Here is a 19,288-nt window from a genome sequence, read left to right on the forward strand (position 1 = left end):
TTGATCCCAGTTTATTAGCTTACAGATCAAAAGAAAGAAATAATATAATTAAGAATAAGTATGAAGCGAAAATTTGGAGTTTATAGACGGACTCATCAATCTGTTAAAAGTATAAAAAATGAATGGAAAAGATTTTGGGGGTTAGATAAAAATTTTTTTATTCAGTAAGCCTGCTTTTTAGGAGTCAGTTATATTAATGATCGGAGAGATTACGGCGTACAGTCGATATAAAGTAGCTGGTGTTTTATAAAAATTTAATATAAGCGTTGTTGTTTACTATCTCATTTTCCCATTAACATCAAAACTACTTCTTTTTTCTTTTTAACTATTAGGTATCAGATGTAATCCATCACAGCAAATGATTCAGGTAAACAAGACATAAAGCATTTAAGTATCTTTCATAATCACCATATGTGATTGATTCATCCCACCGAAAGGAAGGGTCAGAAGCGTGTAATTCAACTCTATTAATAACTATTAAAGATCGAGAAGAACAGCCCACTACCATAAAGACTTCTTAGAGGAATGGGGAAAATATAAAAGCAACAATAAATCGAAATAAAAAGAAGAATGCAGGGATATAGTTGTGGGACGGTTGCACATATAAGCAATCCGTCCCATCCCCATGTTCTCCACCTATTCTTCCTTCATAAATCCATATACAGCTCCTAATAAATTTGCGTCTTGCCGTAATTTGCAAGATGCGATGATAGGTTTAATTTTCGCTAGGTCAACGGCTGAAATAATCTCATCAAGTTTCTTATTTATATTGATAATCAGATCTTCTCTTGCGCTGATGCCGCCGCCGATTAAGATAATTTCTGGGTCATAGATATATTGTAAATTATAAATCCCAACAGCTAATAAATGATAAAATTCATCAATGGCCGTCATGCAAATTTCGTCCCCTGCCTCTGCCATTGAAAAAATTTCTTCTCCTGATAGCTCGTCTGGGTCGATCTGCTTTGCTTTTGCCACTTTTCGCACAAGTGCTTTCGTAGAGGCTACTCTGCTCCACACGTCATTGCTATCTGTAATGTTTGTGTTTAGAAGAATATAGCCGAATTCACCACCATGCAGGTTTGCACCTTTATGCAAAAGTCCATTTTTAAAGATTGATCCACCAATACCCGTTCCAATCACCATCACCATTACATCGTTTTTTCCTTTGGCAGCGCCATTCCATACTTCTGCGTACCCTGCACAATTTGCATCATTCGCGATATATACGGGTAGTTTTGTTCGTTCTGACACTAACGCTTTTATATTCGGCCCATGTATATAAGGAATCGCACTTGAGCCGTATATGATCCCTTCTTCAGAAACAGCACCTGGAATACTAATCGCAATTCCTTTAGCATCTGGACAAGATTGGCGATATGTTTCAATGAGATTCAATAAACCGTCAAGTGTCTTTGGAGTTTTTTCTTTATTGGATATGAGGATATGTGCATTCTCATTGACAACGCCACATTTAACAAAAGTTCCACCAATATCAAAGGCAATGTATTTTTGCATGTTAGTTCCCTCGTTTGTTGTCTTAATAGGACCAAACCCTTGGAATCTATTGATTTCAAGGGCTTGGAGGTAGATTATTCATCTCAACTTATTTATAAAAATCATCGTTCTCCGCTTCGAATTCTCTTGTTTCAATTACTTGTTTATACCAGTAAGCAGATTTCTTAAGCGCTCGATTTCGATTGTCTTCTAGATTTATTTCAACTAGGCCATAACGGTTTTTGAATGCATTCATTGGTGAGACGTTATCCGTGAATGCCCATAACATATAGCCTTTACAATTGGCTCCTTCATCAATTGCCTTTAGAAGCCATTTCAAATGCTCACTTATAAACTCAATTCGGTAATCATCTTGAATGATTTGTTCTTCATTCTTGAATCGGCCTTCGTTTTCTACGCCCATTCCATTTTCTGTAATAAACCATTCGATGTTTCCGTACTTCTCTTTTATTCTGATCGCCATATCAAACATAATTTGTGGGTAGATTTCCCAACCACGATATGGGTTCATTTTCTTACCTACTAGTTCGTGTTTTTCATAATAATATTCAGGATGGAAAGGTGTTTCATCATTCCATGCAGTTGTACGAGCTTTTACGCGATGCGGGAAATACAGATTAATGCCCGCATAATCAATCGTATTTTCCTTAATGAGTTGAAGCTCTTCAGCTGTATGCTCAAAAGTAATATCGTGTTTTTCCATTACCTCAAATAATTCCTGTGGATACTCACCTTTAATCGCTGGATCTAAAAATACTCGATTGAAGAAAAGATCATACATTCTAGCCGCTTTTTGATCGTGTTCAGAAGATGAACGAGCATAGGTAACTTCTGGGTTTAGGATTGACCCAATTTTCGCTCCTGTCTTTTCTTTTAATCCCATTTCCTTAAATAACTTCACGACTTTAGCAGTAGCAAGTCCTTTGTTATAATTCCATTGCATCCATTTTTTTGTATTTTGTTCATATGGCCAACGGATGGCATCTAAGTATATGCGTGTTTGGACAACGACTGGCTCATTAAATACAAACCAGTGCTTTACACGATCCCCATAACGTTCGAATACTTTTTCCGCATATTTTACAAATAATTCAACTACGTGTTTTGAGCCCCAACCACCGTATTTTTCAAATAAATAAGCAGGCTGTTCATAGTGCTCAAGACAGATCATTGGCTCTACACCATTTTTAATTAATTCATCAATCACATTTCCGATATATGTTGCGTATTCTTCATCAACAACAGCATTCTCATAATCCACTAAAAAACGCGACCAGTTAATAGATGTTCTAAAATGAGTGAGACCAATTTCCTTCATATAGCCAATATCTTCTTTATAGCGATTGTAAAAATCAGTTGCGCAAGCCGGACCATATCCGTTATGCCAAACATTTTTATTCTCTTTATACCATAGGTCTAAATAAGAATCTTGGAACTCTTTTTTACCAGACCAGCCTTCAGTTTGCCAAGCTGAAGACGCCGCTCCAACGATAAAATCCTCAGGTAGCTTCATTGTTACTTTTTCCATTTCTCATCTCTCCCCAGTTTTTCTAGTCTTGTAGCTTTCTAAATTTTCGATAGTCTGTCGGAGTCATTCCCGTAAGTTTTTTAAACACTCCAACGAAATACTTATATTCTTGAAACCCTACTTGTTCCGATATTTCACTGACTTTAAATGGAGTCTCCACAAGTAATATTTTTGCTTCATCAACTCTTAATTGGTTGACATATTCATTAAAATTAACGCCTGTTTTCTGCTTGAATAGAGAGCTAAGGTAATTTGGCGTTATATTAATAACATCCGCCACCTCATGAACTTTAATGTTCATTTTGTAATACTCATGTATATATTCCTTCGCATGATTGATTAACAAATCTTGTTTGTCTACATTTTTTAACTCAGCTTGTTCCTTGCGAATAATAGAAAGGTCCTGATAGAAAAGCTCTTCCAATAGTTCATAGGAGTTGTTTACATGAACATTTACAATCTGCTTGTAATGAAAAACCGATTGATTTACCTTTGTCCCACCTAGAGATTCGTAATGATTCAATATTTTATTGAGCATCCCCCTACAAACCTGAACAACTTCTTTTAAGAAAAATTGATTTTCTGAAAAGTATCGGAACAATTCATTAGTAATAAAATGTAGGTCCAAACCTTCCACTTGAATGACAGTGTCTATTAATTGTTTTTCAAGTTTAGTTGGATAGAGCTGATCTGTTGCTCGAGTCACTTGATCTGAAACTACAATGCTAGGGCGGTCTATGAAAGGTAAAAATCTTCCTTTATTTATTAGTTCTGTAAAAGCGGTCCTGAGATTTTTAATCGGAATCCACTCATCGTTCCAAACAAATTGAAGTGTAATTCCATCACTCTGAATTGAATTTTGCAGCATATCTGGAATCAGATGCTGTCTATCCTCACTATAAACACAGGTGAGTAAGATATTTTCCTCAGTAAAAAACGAATAAGAAGTAAGTCCATATTTTTGTAGTTCGCTCTCAATCGTTTTCTCCCAACCGCCTAAAAATTCCTCATATTCCACATCAGAAAGACTGTTTATTTTTCGCATATAATGTTGATGCATACTAATAAACGTATAAACCATGATGTGATTGTATTCGTCCGATTTAGTAGTGTGGGATCCCTGCAAATCTGATATTTGCTGGAGAATCGCATTTTGCAATCCCGTTTCGTTCTGATCCATTTGTTCCTGCTGTTTTTGCTTAATTTTGTTTGTTATGTTTTTAACTATTTCTACGAGCTCGTCAATATTGACTGGTTTAAGTAAATAATCTTCCACACCCAATTTAATGGCTTTCTGGGCATATGCAAACTCATCATATCCACTAAGAATAATCGTCCGAATATGAGGGTAGTTGCCGTATAGAAAACTTGCTAGCTGCAACCCATCAGCCTTTGGCATCCTAACGTCTGTAATTACAATATCAATATTTCCATATTGTTTAACCTTCTCGATGGCATCTTCTCCGTCATATGCTGTGTCTACCACTTCTACATTGATGGTCTCCCATGGGATTGTTAAACGTAACCCACGCGAAATAATAGGTTCATCATCCACTATTAACATTTTAAAGGTCACGAGTGTTCACCTAATTTCTCTATGTTGTTTGGGTCCCACAATAGTGGCAGAATAAGCCTTACCAATGCTCCTTCTTCAGGTTCTAACACTAGCAACCCAAAAGGTTCTCCTAACGCAATCGCTAAACGTTCTTTTAGGTTTTTTATTGCATAGCCGGTATCTTGCTTGTCTTTTTCGAAGCCCCAACCATTATCAATCACATCGATCCATACTTGGTCTTTCACTTGATAACAGCGAATGGTAATGATTCCTTGCCTCGGTAATTCTTTAAAGCCATGCTGAATGCTATTTTCAACTAATGGCTGTATGAATTGTTTCATAATAAAAGCATGCTTGATTTGTTCATCGATAAAAGTGGAGATAGCAAGACGTTCTCCTAGTCGGCTTTTCTGTAATTCTAAATAAGAGTTAATATAGACCATTTCTTCTTCAATCGTGACCCACGTTTTTCCGTTATTTAGATTCATTCGGAAAACTTTTGAAAGTTGTTCGATTTGTTGGCCTGTTTCCATCGCATTTTCGAGCCGTGCGGTCCATCGAATCATGTCGAGCGTATTATAAAGAAAATGTGGATCAATTTGATTTTGAAGTGCCTTTAATTCAGATTCCTTTTGTCTAATCGTCAGCTTGTATTCTGTATCAATATGTCTTTGAATGGTTTTTACCATCTTATTAAATTGCATACCTAGCTGACCGATTTCATCATTTGATGAGACGTCTACATTCGCAGAGAAATTCCCTTTCTCAAGCTGTTGTGTTTTGTCCGTCAATTCAATGACTCTTTTTATATTGGAGCGATAAAATCCATAAAAAGCGATGGCTCCAAATATTAAAAGAAGGAGAATCATATTACGAATCGAATTTTGCACGGTAAAAAGTTCCTTAACCAAATCCTCCTCATTTACAATTACAATAGATGTCCAATTTGTCCCACTTAGCTTTTTCTTAACCGCTTTATAATCATCGTTATTGTTCGTAAAATCGTAAGTTAAATCCTCACTATGATTGACCCAATTAAGAAATGCGGGATCATTGTATTTTTTCCCTAGAAGCTCTTGTTTTGAGTGAAGAATAATTTCACCTGACTTAGACATGACAAGGTAATTTCCTTGTTTCACTTCTAAATTTTTGGTGATTTTTTCCTGATCAAGACGGATTCTTACGATCCCAATCGGTTGAGTGATTTGATTGAGGTCATTAATTACTCTAGAGAGACTGATCACATATTTCTCTCCGTTCCATTCACTCGTGACCTCATAAGTATCACTCCAAACTGGAGACCCTTTCCCTTCCAAGGCAGCCTGATTTAATTCACTCTCATCCCCGAAAACCGGTTCACCAAATGTCAACTCGTTTCCAGTGGCACTTGTTAACAGGATGGAGGATATATACTCATTCGACATCAACTGAAAGGTAAAATAGCCCTTTATCCCTTCGATACTGCTTTTATAGGACAAGCTAGTTTCTTCTGATGTTTTAAAAAACGTCCGGAAATCCTTATTGTAAATCATATAAGAGGACATACTTTCAACATCCCGAATGATGGACAATAGGTTTTGTTCATCTTTATCAAGCATTTCTATGATGTCCTCTTCCACTTGATTTTTAACTACTTCCGTTGTTTGAGTATAAATGAGTATTCCGTACAATACTGTTGGAAGTGTTATGAAAAGAAGGAATATGATAATAAACTTCCTTTTTAAGCCCCAATTTCGCATCATTAGCATTCAACCTTTTAAATATTATCCTTTTACCGCCCCAGCTGTCATACCTTTAACAATATTCTTCTCAAATAGGATGTAGAAAATTACAATTGGAATCAATGACATCGTTAATCCTGCCATTTGTGCACCGTAGTTCGTTGTAAATTGACCTGCGAAATTCGCTAAACCTAATGGCAATGTTTGAAGTTCTGGGTCATTAATTAGAACTAGCGCAAACGAGAATTCATTCCAGTTATAAATGAAATTAAGAATCACAGTTGTAGCTATTGCCGGGCGTGACATTGGTAGAATAATGGACCAAAATATTTTAAAAATCCCGCAACCGTCCATAATTGCTGATTCTTCAATGTCCTTAGGAAAGCCTTTCATAAAGCTTGTTAAAATAAAAATCGTAATTGGCAAGTGAAAAGCAATATATGGAAACAGTAAGGTAATAGGACTATTCAATAATCCTAAATTTTTCATTAAAATAAACATCGGTACTAATGTTGCATGGATTGGAATTAATAGTCCAAAAATGAAAAATCCATATATCCACTTACTCAATTTGAATTCAAATCGGGATAAGAAATAAGAAGCTAAAGCCCCGATAAAAACAGTTAATAATGTTGCGGTCAATGTAATAAAAATACTATTTTTAAACAGAACGCCTAGGTTTGCAATGTCCCAAGCAGCCGTATAGTTTTCTAATAAAAATTTCTTAGGAAAGCCAAATTGGTTTGTTGCAAACTCCTTTTCCGATTTAAAGGAGTTGATTGCCATCCAAATGATTGGATAAGCATTAATAATTACAAATAAAATTAACGCAATATAGATACTTAATTTTTTAATACTTCTTTTCTTTGGTATTTTGTTTGTCTTCGCCACTGTGTCCACCTCCTAAATCATTTTCTTTCCTAATACTTTGTTTACTATCGCAATTAAGATAAGACTAAAGAAGAAAATAAATACTGACACAGCACTACCATAACCATACTGCAATTTTGTAAATGTTTCATTAAACATGTAAAGTGCCATAACATCTGTTGAATGTGCTGGACCACCATGTGTCATTACGTAGATTAAATCAAATGTTTTCAAACTACCTGCAATACAAAGGATGATTGCAACTAGAATTGTATCCCAAATCATTGGAACAGTAATTTTCCAGGTTGTTGCCCATTCTGAAGCACCGTCCATTTTAGCAGCTTCCAATACTTCAGTAGGTACATTTTGTAATGCGGCAAGAAAAATAATTAAGTATAGACCAATGAACTGCCAAACGACAACTACTAACACAGCTGCCATTGTCCACTTTGGATCTCCTAGCCAATTTTGTGCGAGAGAATCTAACCCAATGGAGCGCAAAACTTCATTGATTAATCCATTACGAGAATTGTAAATCAAGCTCCATGTTAAGGAGATAACAACTGTTGATAAAACAACTGGTAAAAAACCAATGGTTCTAAATAATTTAGCACCCTTCAGTTTACGGTTCAATAAAAGTGCAAAGAATAAAGCGATTGGGACTTGACCTAATACAGAGGCTAATACTACATATATATTATTTTTTACAGAGTTCCAAAATAGGGGATCCGCAAATAACTTTTTAAAATTATCTAATCCTACAAAGGTCATTTTATTGAATCCATTCCAATCCATGACTGAATAATAAAAGGATTGGAGAATCGGATAAATGGCAAAAACAACATATAGGATGAAAGCAGGTAGTATACCTAGTATAATCGCGGCTTTAGTCTTCTTGGTTAATTTCATGTTCTCCCCCCCTAAACATTCACAGGTTACTTAAATGCAAGTAACCTGTGAAAGAATCTATAAACGATTATTTACTTTCGTTTTCTTTTTGCATCTCTTTTGCTAATTCTTCAGGTGTTTTTCCACTTAAGGTAATAGCTTGTAAGCCATTGTTAATAATATCTGTTAGTTCAGGTGTTAATGTTGCATCATATACTGGTGCTAGTCCACCTTGAACAAAGCTATTTGCAACTTGGAAAATTTGCGGAATGCTATCATCCATTTCGACATCGGCTGGAACGATAATGTTTGCTTTGATCAAACCTTGGTATAAATCTTCACCATAGTAGTATTTTAGGAATGTGAAAGCAGCTTCTTGCTTTTCTTCGCTTAACTTGCTGCTAACTGCAATACCACCACCAGCAACACCAGCAATTCTTGCAGGATCTCCGTTACCACCTTCAAATGCAGGGAATGGAGCTACACCAATGTTTTCAATATCTTCTACACTGTCTAAAATTGGACCAATTGCCCATGAACCAGCAAAGTGGATCGCTGAATTTCCTTTAATGAATTCATTTCGTGATTGAGCTTCATCAAGGGTATTCAAATCTTCATTAAATGCTTCCAATTTTGTTAATTCGTCGATAACAGATAATGCACCAATAAATTGTGGGTCTTCAAAAGTGCCATCTCCGTTTAATGTATTTTTCAAGAAATCGCTACCAGTAAAGCGGTCAGCAATTGTAGAAATATAAACCGATTGTAATGGCCAGATAGATTTGTTACCTAAAGAAATGGGAGTAGTTCCATTTTCATTAAGCGCTTTTACAAGTTCTATTAATTCTGCATATGTTTTTGGGAACTCATCATAACCAACAGCTTGAAGCATGTCTTTATGATAGTAAATTACACCTGTAATACTAACGTTCGCAGGGATTGCGTAATAATTTCCATCAACCGCATAGTCTTGTAGGATTGAATCCGGAATGACTCCATCCCAGTTCTCAATGATTGGATTTAATGGAAGAATTGCTCCACCTTCAGCAAGAGGTGCTGTTCTCGCTCCAGGCCAAACACGCATCATATCAGGTAATTGATTTCCGGCAGCTTGTGTTCTTAATTTTGTTTCATACTGGTCGTGCGGAATAGCCTCTACTTTAACCTGAATATCTTCATGTTCTTCATTAAATTTTGCAATAACCTCTTTATAAAGGGTATTCTCCGGACGATCCTCTGTCCAGTCAGTCCAAAGTGTAAGCTCAATTGCCCCATCTTTTGTAGACTGCCCCTCTTTATCATCGTTACCGCCACATGCAGCTAATGCTAGCACCATCAGTAACCCCATTAGGACTAAACCTAATTTCTTCATCATAATTTTCTCCCCTTTTTTCAATACAATATAAAGTGCTTACAATACACATTGTAACGCTTACAATTTTATCGAGTATCCTACAAATCTACAAAAACATCTAAAATTCTCGGTAGTTGGGGGTGGCATTTATGGTAAAGTGCACGGATTTGCCATTTTATATACAGCGTTTACTTTTAAAGGTAATCGCTTACTGTGGAATTTAAACGAAGGGAATAGAATTTTTATCCTTATCGGAGAATGTGGGAAGAGAGAATAGTACCTATTTTTCCCCTATCGTGGTAATTACTCAATTTGTTGTACTTTTGGCTCGACTTCAATCAAATATATCGGTATAAACCATTAATGAACAACAAACTATTGGGAAAGAAAAAGCTCATCTTGGAAAATGGAAAGGTTAAAGATTGAAGAAGAGGCTAGGGGAATTCGGAAATATTAAACATTTTTTAGAATCGAGAGCTCTAAAGGGGAAATTTTATCTTAAGAAAGGCCTGAGTTCAGATTCAGGCCTTTTTAATTGTGAGTGAGTCCGTTACATTAGTTTTCAGTTATATTACGATTTTGCAAATCTTTTATAATACGCGGATATTCCTTATCAAGCTTATAGAAAAATAGTAAGATGATTTGGGCCACAAATACAACGATTGGGATATAAATAAAGATTGCTTCAATTGCGAATAAAGCACTCTCAGATTGTGTTGTCTGCCCACCTACGTAGCCATTTAAACTTAAAATCCATCCCATTAATGCAACACCTAACCCTACACCAAGCTTTTGCCCCATACTACCTCCACTATATAAGACACCTTCATTCCTTATACCTGTTTTCCATTCACCATATTCAATGGTATCTGGAAGCAATGCCCATAATGCGCCTAATAAAGGTACCTGCCCAATTCCTCTTATAATTTGGCCGACAATTACAAGGGATAGACTTGAAGGTTCTATTAATATTAATACTGAGCCAATTATACTTATAATAGAACCTCCGATCATTGCATTTCTTTTTCCATACTTTTTGAAAATCGGAGCTAATACTAAGAATCCAATGAGTAATGGAATTAAAAAAACTAACGTCAAAATCCCAACTAAACCTGGACTACCGAGTATATACTCAGCATAATAAATCGTGCTTCCTTGATTAATTGCATATCCAATACTGTAAATAATAAAGTATAGAAATACCATTACCCAATATTTATTTTGTGTAAGGGTCTTCAGACTCTCTTTAATAGGGACATTTTTCTTAGAACCTACTGCGGGTTGTACCCTTTCTTTGGTAGTTTTAAAAGTGATTAAAAACAAGAATACCGCAATAGCTCCAAAAATAGAATAAGTGATGATCCAGCCAGTTTGATTACCTCCAAATGCATTAACAAGTGGCATTGTAAGGTTGCTCACAATAATTATTCCGATATTAGCAAAAAACATCCTATAAATATTTAATACAGAACGTTGGTGCTGGTCTGGCGTAATTAATGTATTTAAGGTTCCATATGGGATAACCACCCCTGTAAATATTAATACGAGTAAATTGTATGAAACAATCACATATATTACTTTCCCAGTATAACTGATATCTGGTACTGCGAATAAGAGTGCTGTGAAAATTCCAAAGGGAACACATAGCCATAATATCCACGGGCGAGCTTTTCCATGTTTTGACTTTGTTTTATCAACGATTGCGCCCATTGCTACATCTGAGATACCATCTAGGAACCTGGAAACCAACAATATTGTACCAACTAGTGCTGCCCCGATACCGACAACGTCTGTATAGAAGTATACAATAAACATTCCCATTGAAGCCCAAGCAAAGTTAATAGCCAAATCGCCAAAACCAAATCCAACCCTTTCCATTGTTCCAACACTATGACTTATAGGAGGGTGTTCAGCGGTTTCTTTTCTTGCCTCAATCATTATTTTATTTCCCCCTTTTCTTGTACACGTTTACATTCGATTAATTCCTTACCATTAGCCACTGTATGAATATCCTAATTCTCTCTACCTATAAAATAAAACATTCCAGGAGAGTTTAGGTAACAACACATTTGTATCCACATACTCCGAGACATCCTTCTCAATCATTGTGATAAGATTAGGATTTTCAAACGTATTTCTGGCTTCAAGGTTATCGCCGTTCAATATAAGATGTTTTGAAATTTTACGTTCTCCGAAACCATTTAATTGAATAGTCAATTCTGTCTCTTCCTCTTGATTACAATTTAGAGCAAAAACAATAATTTCATTTGTCTCCTTATTAAAAACTGCTGCCGCTTCAACAAGTGGGCTTTCTCCAAATTCGCTTTCGTAAGTTGCCCCTCCTACAATGCCATTTAAGACAATTCCTCTTGCAAAATTACTTACCATTTGAAACGGATAGTAGGTAGTTTGCTTTAAAAGACCACCATCTTTTTGCGTAGTAATAGGAGCAATGACATTGATCAATTGTGCAAGACAACCAATTTTTACCCGATCAGCATTTTTTAACAATGTTATAGCAAGACCGCCTACGGTTAATGCATCTAATAAATTATATTTTTCTTCAAGTATAGCCGGGGCTTCTTCCCACTTACTTGCAGAAGTCATTTCAAAGGTAGTTAAGCCATTTAAATCATCAAGACTATCAAGTTTAATATCTTGGAAATTCCAAACATTCCACTCATCCAAGCAAATCTGAATTTCTTTCTCTTCCTTCATTTTTGACTTTACAAAATCAAGAACACGAACTGTATTCTTTATATGATTATCAAGTTGCTTATAGGAGGCTAAGAAGTTCGTTAGTCCCTGTCCAGAATTCATGTTGTAGTTATGAGTAGATAAATAATCCACGTATGGGTAGAGTTCTTGAAGGACGATCCGGTCCCATTCTAAGTATGAAGGAAGCATCTCGTAGCTACTCCCGCATGCAACTAATTTAATATCTGGATCAACCCATCTCATCATTTTTGCTGCTTCTCGAGCTTTCTTTGCATAATCTTCTGCGGAAAGGTGACCTGCTTGCCATGATCCTTCCATTTCATTTCCTAAACACCAAAACTTAATATTGTATGGTTCTTTACTACCGTTTTTAATCCTTAGATCACTCCAGTACGTTCCACCCGGATGATTACAATATTCGACTAACTCTGCTGCTTCTTTAACAGTACCAGTTCCTAAGTTAACTGCGATCATCGGTTCAATTCCTGCTTTTTTTGCCCATCTGCAAAATTCATCAATACCAAACTGGTTAGTTTCAACACTTGCCCAAGCAAACTCTAATCTTTTGGGTCGATCCTCTTTTGGACCAATGCCGTCCTTCCATTCATAATTCGAAACGAAATTTCCACCGGGATATCGAATAATAGGTACATTCAATTCCTTTATCGCTTCAATCACATCTTCTCTGAATCCATCTTCATCTGCGTGTTGATGCCCAGGTTCATAAATACCTGTATATACGGCTCTACCTAAATGTTCAATGAAGGAACCAAACATTTTTGGATCAATATGACCTACTTCGTAGTGACGATCATAATAATAACTAACTTTTTTCACGTGAGTACCTCCCGCTTTATTTATTTTATTCTATTTAATTTCCTTCCCCTATTTCTATTTGGTTTAGATAAAGTTCAACAATCTTACTACCAAACATAAACTTAACCACTTTTTTGTATTACTTGCCACGAAACGTTGCTACTTATTTTTTACAACAAATCATCCGAATTTTAAGGCTAAACTGCTAAACATCTTACTCTTTTACATGCATCTCATTTAGATAATGTACGTACATCTTTTTTCACCAAAATTTTTTTATCCAACAGGAAGTGTTGCAAAAATCTTTTAATAATCCCTTTGAATATAACCGCTACTATTCCTCTAAAATGCCCTGGCTCCTGTAAACTAAACACATCCCCCCTTTCAATTCACTATCGTTTTTAGAAAATCCTAAGCATCGTACAAATAGAATTCTTAGTTATCTTTATATAAATTCATCACCTCAACATTCAACCGATAGATGCTAGTAATCGGCAAACTTATTAGTACATATAATAATTATTAACAAAGATGTTAGTACAATTAGTAATTAAAGTCAAGGATTTTATATCTATTAGTTCTACAAACTGAATATTCATGCTAATCACTTCTAAGAAAGATAAAATATAAAAAAGAGAATTGGAAGGAGCATAAGAGGAAAGAACAAAAAATTAGGAACCTTCTTAGAGAACTACGGAAGGCAAAAAATTTAACCACACAAGAACTTGCGGATAAAGTAAATGTCTCTCAATCCTATATAAGATGTTTTGCCTAAGTTGGAATAAGTAGGATCAAGCGCGAAATTATTGAAACTCATCACATTAGTCATATAAAGGCATTAATCATGAAAGTATCTTTCCTTGATTAATCATTTTTAACTCAAACAAAATAGCCCGAATCACAAGGATCTGGGCTACTTTAAAGTTGATAATTCTTGTTTGATATGGATCTAGCAAATGTTGTTATTTCATGAAGCAATATAGTTGGAGGAATTAAAAAAATGCGCAAGAAAACCAAAAAGATAACAAATAGTACAACTAATAACGCCCAAAAGGGAACATTTAAACAACCAAATAAATTTTTCGCTAACAAAATAACGCGGTTAGCTTCCTTTTTTATAGTTTTATTAAGTATTATTTATGTTTTTTCCAATGGAAAACAATTAATTAAGTATGTTAAAGCAATCGGTGGATTGATTTTAAAAAAAGCTGAGAGTGTAACAGATTTAAATTCCTTATATTTAAGTTTTTTATGCTTTTTAATGTTTGTACTTTTGATTTTATCATTTTATATAATGCGAGCATCGTATTTTGATATAGATCATATAAAAGGTTGGAAAAAGTGGACTAGTAGATTCACTTATTATATGGGAAATATATATATCGTTATACTGGAGGTAATAATCTACTGCATTATATTTATGATTGCTTTTTCTAATTCATTGCCTAATAAAGCAGGAGATGGGGTAGCCGCAATGGAACATCTATTTTGGCCCATTGTTAAAGGATTAGGCATAATGGTAGTATTTTATATAATTCTTTCATTAATTTTATGGAGGATTTTCCAAAAAATATATGGTGGCCTCGTACTACTTGAAGAACTGAAATGGAACCGTGACGGTGTTGAAATTATCGCAAGCGCATTGTTTATCATATCTATCATTAGTTCAATGATTAGTATTGCGATTGAGGAATATAAATTTAATAATTCTGAAACTCAATTGTTATTTGGAGTTTTTGTATTTACAATTTCTCTTTACGTAATAAAATGTATTAAAAATTTTATTATTACATATTGTGAAACTAAATGATGAATCTTACAGGCGTTAGTTCAAAATTTAGACGCATCCTTACAGTCGGCATTCTTGAACCAACATGTTCGAATGTTATCTTTTAGGGCGAAAAAGCCATATTACAAATATAATAGAATTGCGTTGAGAATTTATTTATAGAACTGAGCATACTAGCCTTTTCAACTGTGATCCTAGGATGCGACTTCATATACCCTTTTAGTCATTGTCATATTTCTCATGAAGATCACCCTTCTTGTTTCTAACCGCTATCCTTATTTTACAAGAAAGGTGCATCCTCTAGATTGACCAATCATTCTTAAAGCTTCAATACCCATTTTCCTTATTGACGCTTAACAAGTTCTTATTACAGATCACGCATTTATCTTCTGGCAAGATTCCTCTCTCACACCCACCCAACGATAAACGGGTGGGCGGTATTTAAAATCCCTTATGATTTTCATTTTACTACCGATTATGGACCGCTTACTACCGATTAGGACGCATTTACTACCGATTCTCACCAAGTTACTACCGATAATAGACAAAATACTACCGATTGTAAAAATATGTAAGCGGAATCCCCGTTTGGGGAGTTTACATTTGTAGCCTCAACACTAACAATAAACTTTTAGTGGGGGATCCATCCATCCTAACCCTCACATAAACCTAGTCATCAAAAGACGTGTAACCTTTTCTTACACCTTTTGTTGATTTATCTTTTATAATTTGAGGACTCTTTTAATGTAGGGAAAAGCTTTTGGTAACCATCACTGGCAAGAACGACCTATTGCACACACTTGTATTCTGTCAATAATGGTTTTTCAAAAAGTTTGATAGATGGAAAGATCACTATACTATTCCTTCCTTATTCTCCAACTGTACATCGGTATTACATACATTTGAGTTTATCTTTCTTCAATCGAATCTTATTTATATCTTCACTTTAAATAGTAGAACAGCACTTTGTTTTCAAAATCTCAACAAAAAAACAAAGAACAAATAGTCGGAAAAAGTTGATCCCCTCTATTTGTTCTTTGTAAGATCTTATTCTATTCGTATCCGCATAGGTTTCCTTTTCTCAAATTTGTAAATATATTTGAAACCGCATGCTTCTGCTATTTGTATCGCTTCTCTTATATGTGACCCGATTGCATCAGGTGTATGAGCGTCAGATCCAACAGTGAGTATTTCTCCACCTAATTCTTTATAAAGAGCTACTACATCAAAAGACGGGAATGCTTCTTTTAGACTCCCCCTTAAACCAGAAGTATTTATCTCAATTCCTATGTTTCTTTCAATTGCCTTTTTTAGAATTGCTTCTATTATCTCTATATAATCGTTCAACTTATAGACACCATAAGTAGGGTGTGCATATCTTTTGAGTAAATCTACATGTGCAAGCACATCGATATTGGCAACTGAAACCATTTGAAAAACCTCTTCGAAATACGCTTGATATGCTTCTTCTTGCCCCATCTCCAAAACCTTGCGTAACTTTCTGTTATTAATGTTATGAACGGACCCTAAAATGAAATCTAAGTCTAGTGGATCTAATGTTTGAGAATACAAATCTTTGAGAAGATGTGGTTCGCAAATTTCAATCCCTCTTTTAATTACCAGCTTCCCTTTATATTTCCCCTGACAATCATCCAATTCATTAAGGTACTTTTCAAAGTTCATATGTCCATATGTTGGCGCTTCTGGATTTAATGAAAAATGTTCTGTGAAACATATTTCATGTATCCCTCTTGCTATTGCCGCTTCACACATTTGATGCATGGGTGCCGGTGAGTCAAAAGAGTTATTCGTATGGTTATGATAATCTACAAAATACAAAATAAAAACTCCTTTCTTAGGTCCCATAGTAAAATATATATAGGGGAAAAACAAGTTGTTACATCCTGACAATTTAGATTATTACAACCATTGGAACATCATTTCATGATCATACTTGCAACAACATGTTATATGAAAACACTTACACGAATGATATCTTCTAATCAAGGGTACTTACCTTAGTTAAAACAAACGAAGTGTCTTCATAAGGAAGTGTCTGAAAGGGAGTTTATAAAATGATTTCATTAACAAAACGCCAGAAAAAAATAGTTTATTTACTGATCAGTGAACAAGATTACAAAACAACTGAATTTTATTCTGGGCAGATAGGAGTGTCGATAAGAACCGTACACAATGATTTAAAAAACATTGAAGTATTTTTAGATGAACAAGAAATATCTTTGCAGAAAAAGCCTGGTTCTGGAATAAAAATAAAGGCTTCTTATGAAGAAAAACTAGTCCTTCTACAGCTGTTAAATTTAAATCATATTGATTTTGACCCGCTTTCAGTTGAGACAAGAAGATTGAGTATATTTTCCAAATTATTGTATGCGAAACAAACAACTTCACTTCAAAAATTATCTGAAGAATACATGGTTAGCACAACTTCCATTGTGAAAGATTTGGACAAAATTGAAGAGTGGATTCGTCATTATAATATTAAACTCGTTAGAAATAGAGATGGAACAAGTATTTCAGGTGATGAGGAAAATATTAGGAGAGCAATTAGCGGGATTGTAAATGACCATCTTTCAATTGGAGCTATGAATGAAACTGATTCGAATACGAAAAGTAGACTAAATACGTCAACTTATAATGGATTGGCAAAAATGTTTGAACAAGAGAAAATTTTGATCGTAGAAGAGATTGTGGAACATGCAGAAAAGGAACTTGGTTACACCATTAGTGAGCCTTACTATACAAACATTTTGACCCATATTTTAATTTTAATTGAACGGGTAAAAAATGGGAACCAACTTTTGAAGATGGATACGTCAATCGCAGTAAACGATGTTTTATATACGGTCACATATAAAATTGCTGAGGGTATCGCTGCCCAAATTAAAGATCGATTTTTCATAGAAATCGACCAAAATGAAATCATCTATATTAATCAATATTTAATGAGCTCTGGGGCTGATAGGGAATTTTTGAGTAATGATAATACACAGCATTTCCTTAACAATCTTGATGAAGAGATCGTGGAACTTGTTACAGAACTCATTTCGATTACATCAAAATCAGCAAATATTGATTTAAGCAATGATAAGGAACTTTATTTAGGGTTAGTTACTCACTTTAAACCTTTATTAAATAGACTTAGGTTTTCAATAAGAGTAACGAACGATTTACTGGAAGACATCAAAAATGAATATGCAGCAACGTTTGCCTTAACATGGTTGGCTTGTTCTAGTTTAGAGAAAAAATACAACTTGAAGGTAAATGAGGATGAAATCGGTTATATTACACTCCATTTCCAGGCAGCAATTGAACGACAGCTTGGATTAAAGAAAGTCATTGTCGTTTGTCCTGGAGGAATTGGTACATCCCATTTAGTGGCGAATCGGATTAAACGTTATATTCCGCAGTTGGATATTAAAGACATTGTCTCTATCAATCGACTCGCAACAATCGATTTACGTGCAATAGATTTTATTATATCTACTGTGCCACTGAATATAGAAGAAAAACCTGTGATCGTTATTTCTTCAGTAGTGAATGAAATGGATGTTCGAAATATTAATAACTTCTTCACTGACTTTCTATTCCGAACAAAAAATCAAAAAATAACATGCCCTCACTTATTACAGGTAGTTGATGAGGATCTAATATTTACAAATCTACCTTTGTCTAATAAGGATGATGTGATCGAATTTCTCTGTCAGGAACTTGAAAATAGAGATTATGTGAAGAGCGGTTATAAAGAAACATTACTTAAAAGGGAAGCTATTTCTCCAACATCACTTGGGAAATTTGTGGCCATCCCCCATGGTAGTAATGAGGAAGTGAACGTCCCCAAAATTTCAATTGCAACATTAAAGGATCCGGTTGATTGGGGAAAAGAACCCGTAAAAACGGTCTTCTTAATTGCAATGAAATTTAATGAAAATATCAATGTGAAACATATTTTATCGGATCTTTATAAATTGGTAGATTCTAATTTTATGTTAGAAAAAATCACAAATTGTAAAACATCCGGAGAACTTATCAATTTATTAAGGAGTGATAATCTTGGTGATCAGCAAGGAATTAGTAAATCTCGAGTTAGAGGCAAAAGATAAAGTAGGGATTATCAACGAATTGGGTGAACTAGCCTATTCATTAGGTAAAATTGAGTCGAAAAAAAATTATATTGAAGCTGTATTAAAACGTGAAAATGAATTTTCGACCGCTTTTGGTGATTTGATCGCTATTCCCCATGGAAAATCAAATACTGTTCGTACACCCTTTGTTGCATTTGGAAGAACAGCTGAAAATGTCGACTGGGATGAAAATGGGCAGCAAAGCGTTCGAATGGTTTTTCTGCTAGGGATACCTGAAGTGAATAGTGGCGATGTCCATTTACGTGTCCTAGCAAACATTAGTAGAAATCTGATGGATGATGAATTTCGCAATAAATTACTTACTGCCGAAAGCATTGATGAAGTATCAACAATTCTAAACGCGGTAGCAATATAAATAAATAGGGAGA

General features: G+C 34.9%; 14 protein-coding genes. 4 read left to right on the forward strand and 10 right to left on the reverse strand.

Annotation, left to right across the window (positions count from 1 at the left end; all coding sequences use genetic code 11):
* Nucleotides 1–636: 636 nt before the first annotated feature.
* From KHA95_RS01130 to arfA, 9 genes are all read right to left on the reverse strand, one after another.
* Nucleotides 637–1,518 carry an ROK family protein gene (locus KHA95_RS01130; protein WP_213135636.1) on the reverse strand — a complete coding sequence of 294 codons (882 nt, stop codon included), beginning with the start codon at nt 1,516–1,518 and terminating at the stop codon, nt 637–639.
* Between the two features lie 88 nt (nt 1,519–1,606).
* Nucleotides 1,607–3,046, reverse strand: coding sequence for a glycoside hydrolase family 1 protein (locus tag KHA95_RS01135; protein WP_213135637.1), 1,440 nt, complete (start codon nt 3,044–3,046; stop codon nt 1,607–1,609).
* Between the two features lie 22 nt (nt 3,047–3,068).
* A complete protein-coding gene (locus KHA95_RS01140) occupies nt 3,069–4,622 on the reverse strand; it encodes a response regulator transcription factor (RefSeq protein ID WP_213135638.1) in 1,554 nt (517 codons plus the stop codon).
* Nucleotides 4,619–6,343: a cache domain-containing sensor histidine kinase gene (locus tag KHA95_RS01145; protein WP_249316430.1), complete on the reverse strand. Its 1,725-nt coding sequence runs from the start codon at nt 6,341–6,343 to the stop codon at nt 4,619–4,621. Before KHA95_RS01145 ends, KHA95_RS01140 begins: the two co-directional genes overlap by 4 nt.
* A gap of 21 nt (nt 6,344–6,364) precedes the next feature.
* A complete protein-coding gene (locus KHA95_RS01150) occupies nt 6,365–7,213 on the reverse strand; it encodes a carbohydrate ABC transporter permease (protein ID WP_349305418.1) in 849 nt (282 codons plus the stop codon).
* Nucleotides 7,214–7,225: 12 nt separating this feature from the next.
* Nucleotides 7,226–8,101, reverse strand: a complete 876-nt coding sequence (locus KHA95_RS01155) for a carbohydrate ABC transporter permease (RefSeq protein WP_213135640.1) — start codon at nt 8,099–8,101, stop codon at nt 7,226–7,228.
* Nucleotides 8,102–8,168: 67 nt separating this feature from the next.
* Nucleotides 8,169–9,455, reverse strand: coding sequence for an extracellular solute-binding protein (locus KHA95_RS01160; protein WP_249316431.1), 1,287 nt, complete (start codon nt 9,453–9,455; stop codon nt 8,169–8,171).
* Between the two features lie 534 nt (nt 9,456–9,989).
* On the reverse strand, nt 9,990–11,372 hold the full coding sequence (locus tag KHA95_RS01165; protein ID WP_213135641.1) for an MFS transporter: 1,383 nt from the start codon (nt 11,370–11,372) through the stop codon (nt 9,990–9,992).
* An 84-nt stretch (nt 11,373–11,456) separates the two neighbouring features.
* The gene (arfA, locus tag KHA95_RS01170; protein WP_349305419.1) at nt 11,457–12,989 is read right to left on the reverse strand and encodes an arabinosylfuranosidase ArfA; all 1,533 of its coding nucleotides are present in this window, start codon (nt 12,987–12,989) and stop codon (nt 11,457–11,459) included.
* A 649-nt stretch (nt 12,990–13,638) separates the two neighbouring features.
* On the opposite strand from arfA, the gene KHA95_RS23310 reads away from it, so the two are divergent.
* Both KHA95_RS23310 and KHA95_RS01180 read left to right on the forward strand, forming a co-directional pair.
* On the forward strand, nt 13,639–13,743 hold the full coding sequence (locus tag KHA95_RS23310) for a helix-turn-helix transcriptional regulator (protein ID WP_481748404.1): 105 nt from the start codon (nt 13,639–13,641) through the stop codon (nt 13,741–13,743).
* Between the two features lie 225 nt (nt 13,744–13,968).
* On the forward strand, nt 13,969–14,778 hold the full coding sequence (locus tag KHA95_RS01180) for a hypothetical protein (RefSeq protein WP_213135642.1): 810 nt from the start codon (nt 13,969–13,971) through the stop codon (nt 14,776–14,778).
* 1,026 nt (nt 14,779–15,804) lie between these two features.
* Here KHA95_RS01180 and KHA95_RS01185 read toward each other — a convergent pair.
* Nucleotides 15,805–16,596, reverse strand: coding sequence for a histidinol-phosphatase HisJ family protein (locus tag KHA95_RS01185; RefSeq protein WP_213135643.1), 792 nt, complete (start codon nt 16,594–16,596; stop codon nt 15,805–15,807).
* A 236-nt stretch (nt 16,597–16,832) separates the two neighbouring features.
* On the opposite strand from KHA95_RS01185, the gene KHA95_RS01190 reads away from it, so the two are divergent.
* Nucleotides 16,833–18,878: a BglG family transcription antiterminator gene (locus tag KHA95_RS01190; protein ID WP_213135644.1), complete on the forward strand. Its 2,046-nt coding sequence runs from the start codon at nt 16,833–16,835 to the stop codon at nt 18,876–18,878.
* Nucleotides 18,832–19,275, forward strand: coding sequence for a PTS sugar transporter subunit IIA (locus KHA95_RS01195; RefSeq protein WP_349305433.1), 444 nt, complete (start codon nt 18,832–18,834; stop codon nt 19,273–19,275). Before KHA95_RS01190 ends, KHA95_RS01195 begins: the two co-directional genes overlap by 47 nt.
* The last annotated feature ends 13 nt before the right edge of the window (nt 19,276–19,288 follow it).

This window comes from Bacillus sp. FJAT-50079 (assembly GCF_018343515.1).
In the GTDB taxonomy this organism is placed as follows: domain Bacteria; phylum Bacillota; class Bacilli; order Bacillales; family Bacillaceae_C; genus Lederbergia.

Coding starts and splice junctions, on each gene's coding strand:
- KHA95_RS01130 (WP_213135636.1), bottom strand. CDS start 1,518: ATGCAAAAATACATTGCCTTTGATATTGGTGGAACTTTTGTTAAATGT.
- KHA95_RS01135 (WP_213135637.1), bottom strand. CDS start 3,046: ATGGAAAAAGTAACAATGAAGCTACCTGAGGATTTTATCGTTGGAGCG.
- KHA95_RS01165 (WP_213135641.1), bottom strand. CDS start 11,372: ATGATTGAGGCAAGAAAAGAAACCGCTGAACACCCTCCTATAAGTCAT.
- KHA95_RS01180 (WP_213135642.1), top strand. CDS start 13,969: ATGCGCAAGAAAACCAAAAAGATAACAAATAGTACAACTAATAACGCC.
- KHA95_RS01145 (WP_249316430.1), bottom strand. CDS start 6,343: ATGATGCGAAATTGGGGCTTAAAAAGGAAGTTTATTATCATATTCCTT.
- KHA95_RS01155 (WP_213135640.1), bottom strand. CDS start 8,101: ATGAAATTAACCAAGAAGACTAAAGCCGCGATTATACTAGGTATACTA.
- KHA95_RS01160 (WP_249316431.1), bottom strand. CDS start 9,455: ATGATGAAGAAATTAGGTTTAGTCCTAATGGGGTTACTGATGGTGCTA.
- KHA95_RS01190 (WP_213135644.1), top strand. CDS start 16,833: ATGATTTCATTAACAAAACGCCAGAAAAAAATAGTTTATTTACTGATC.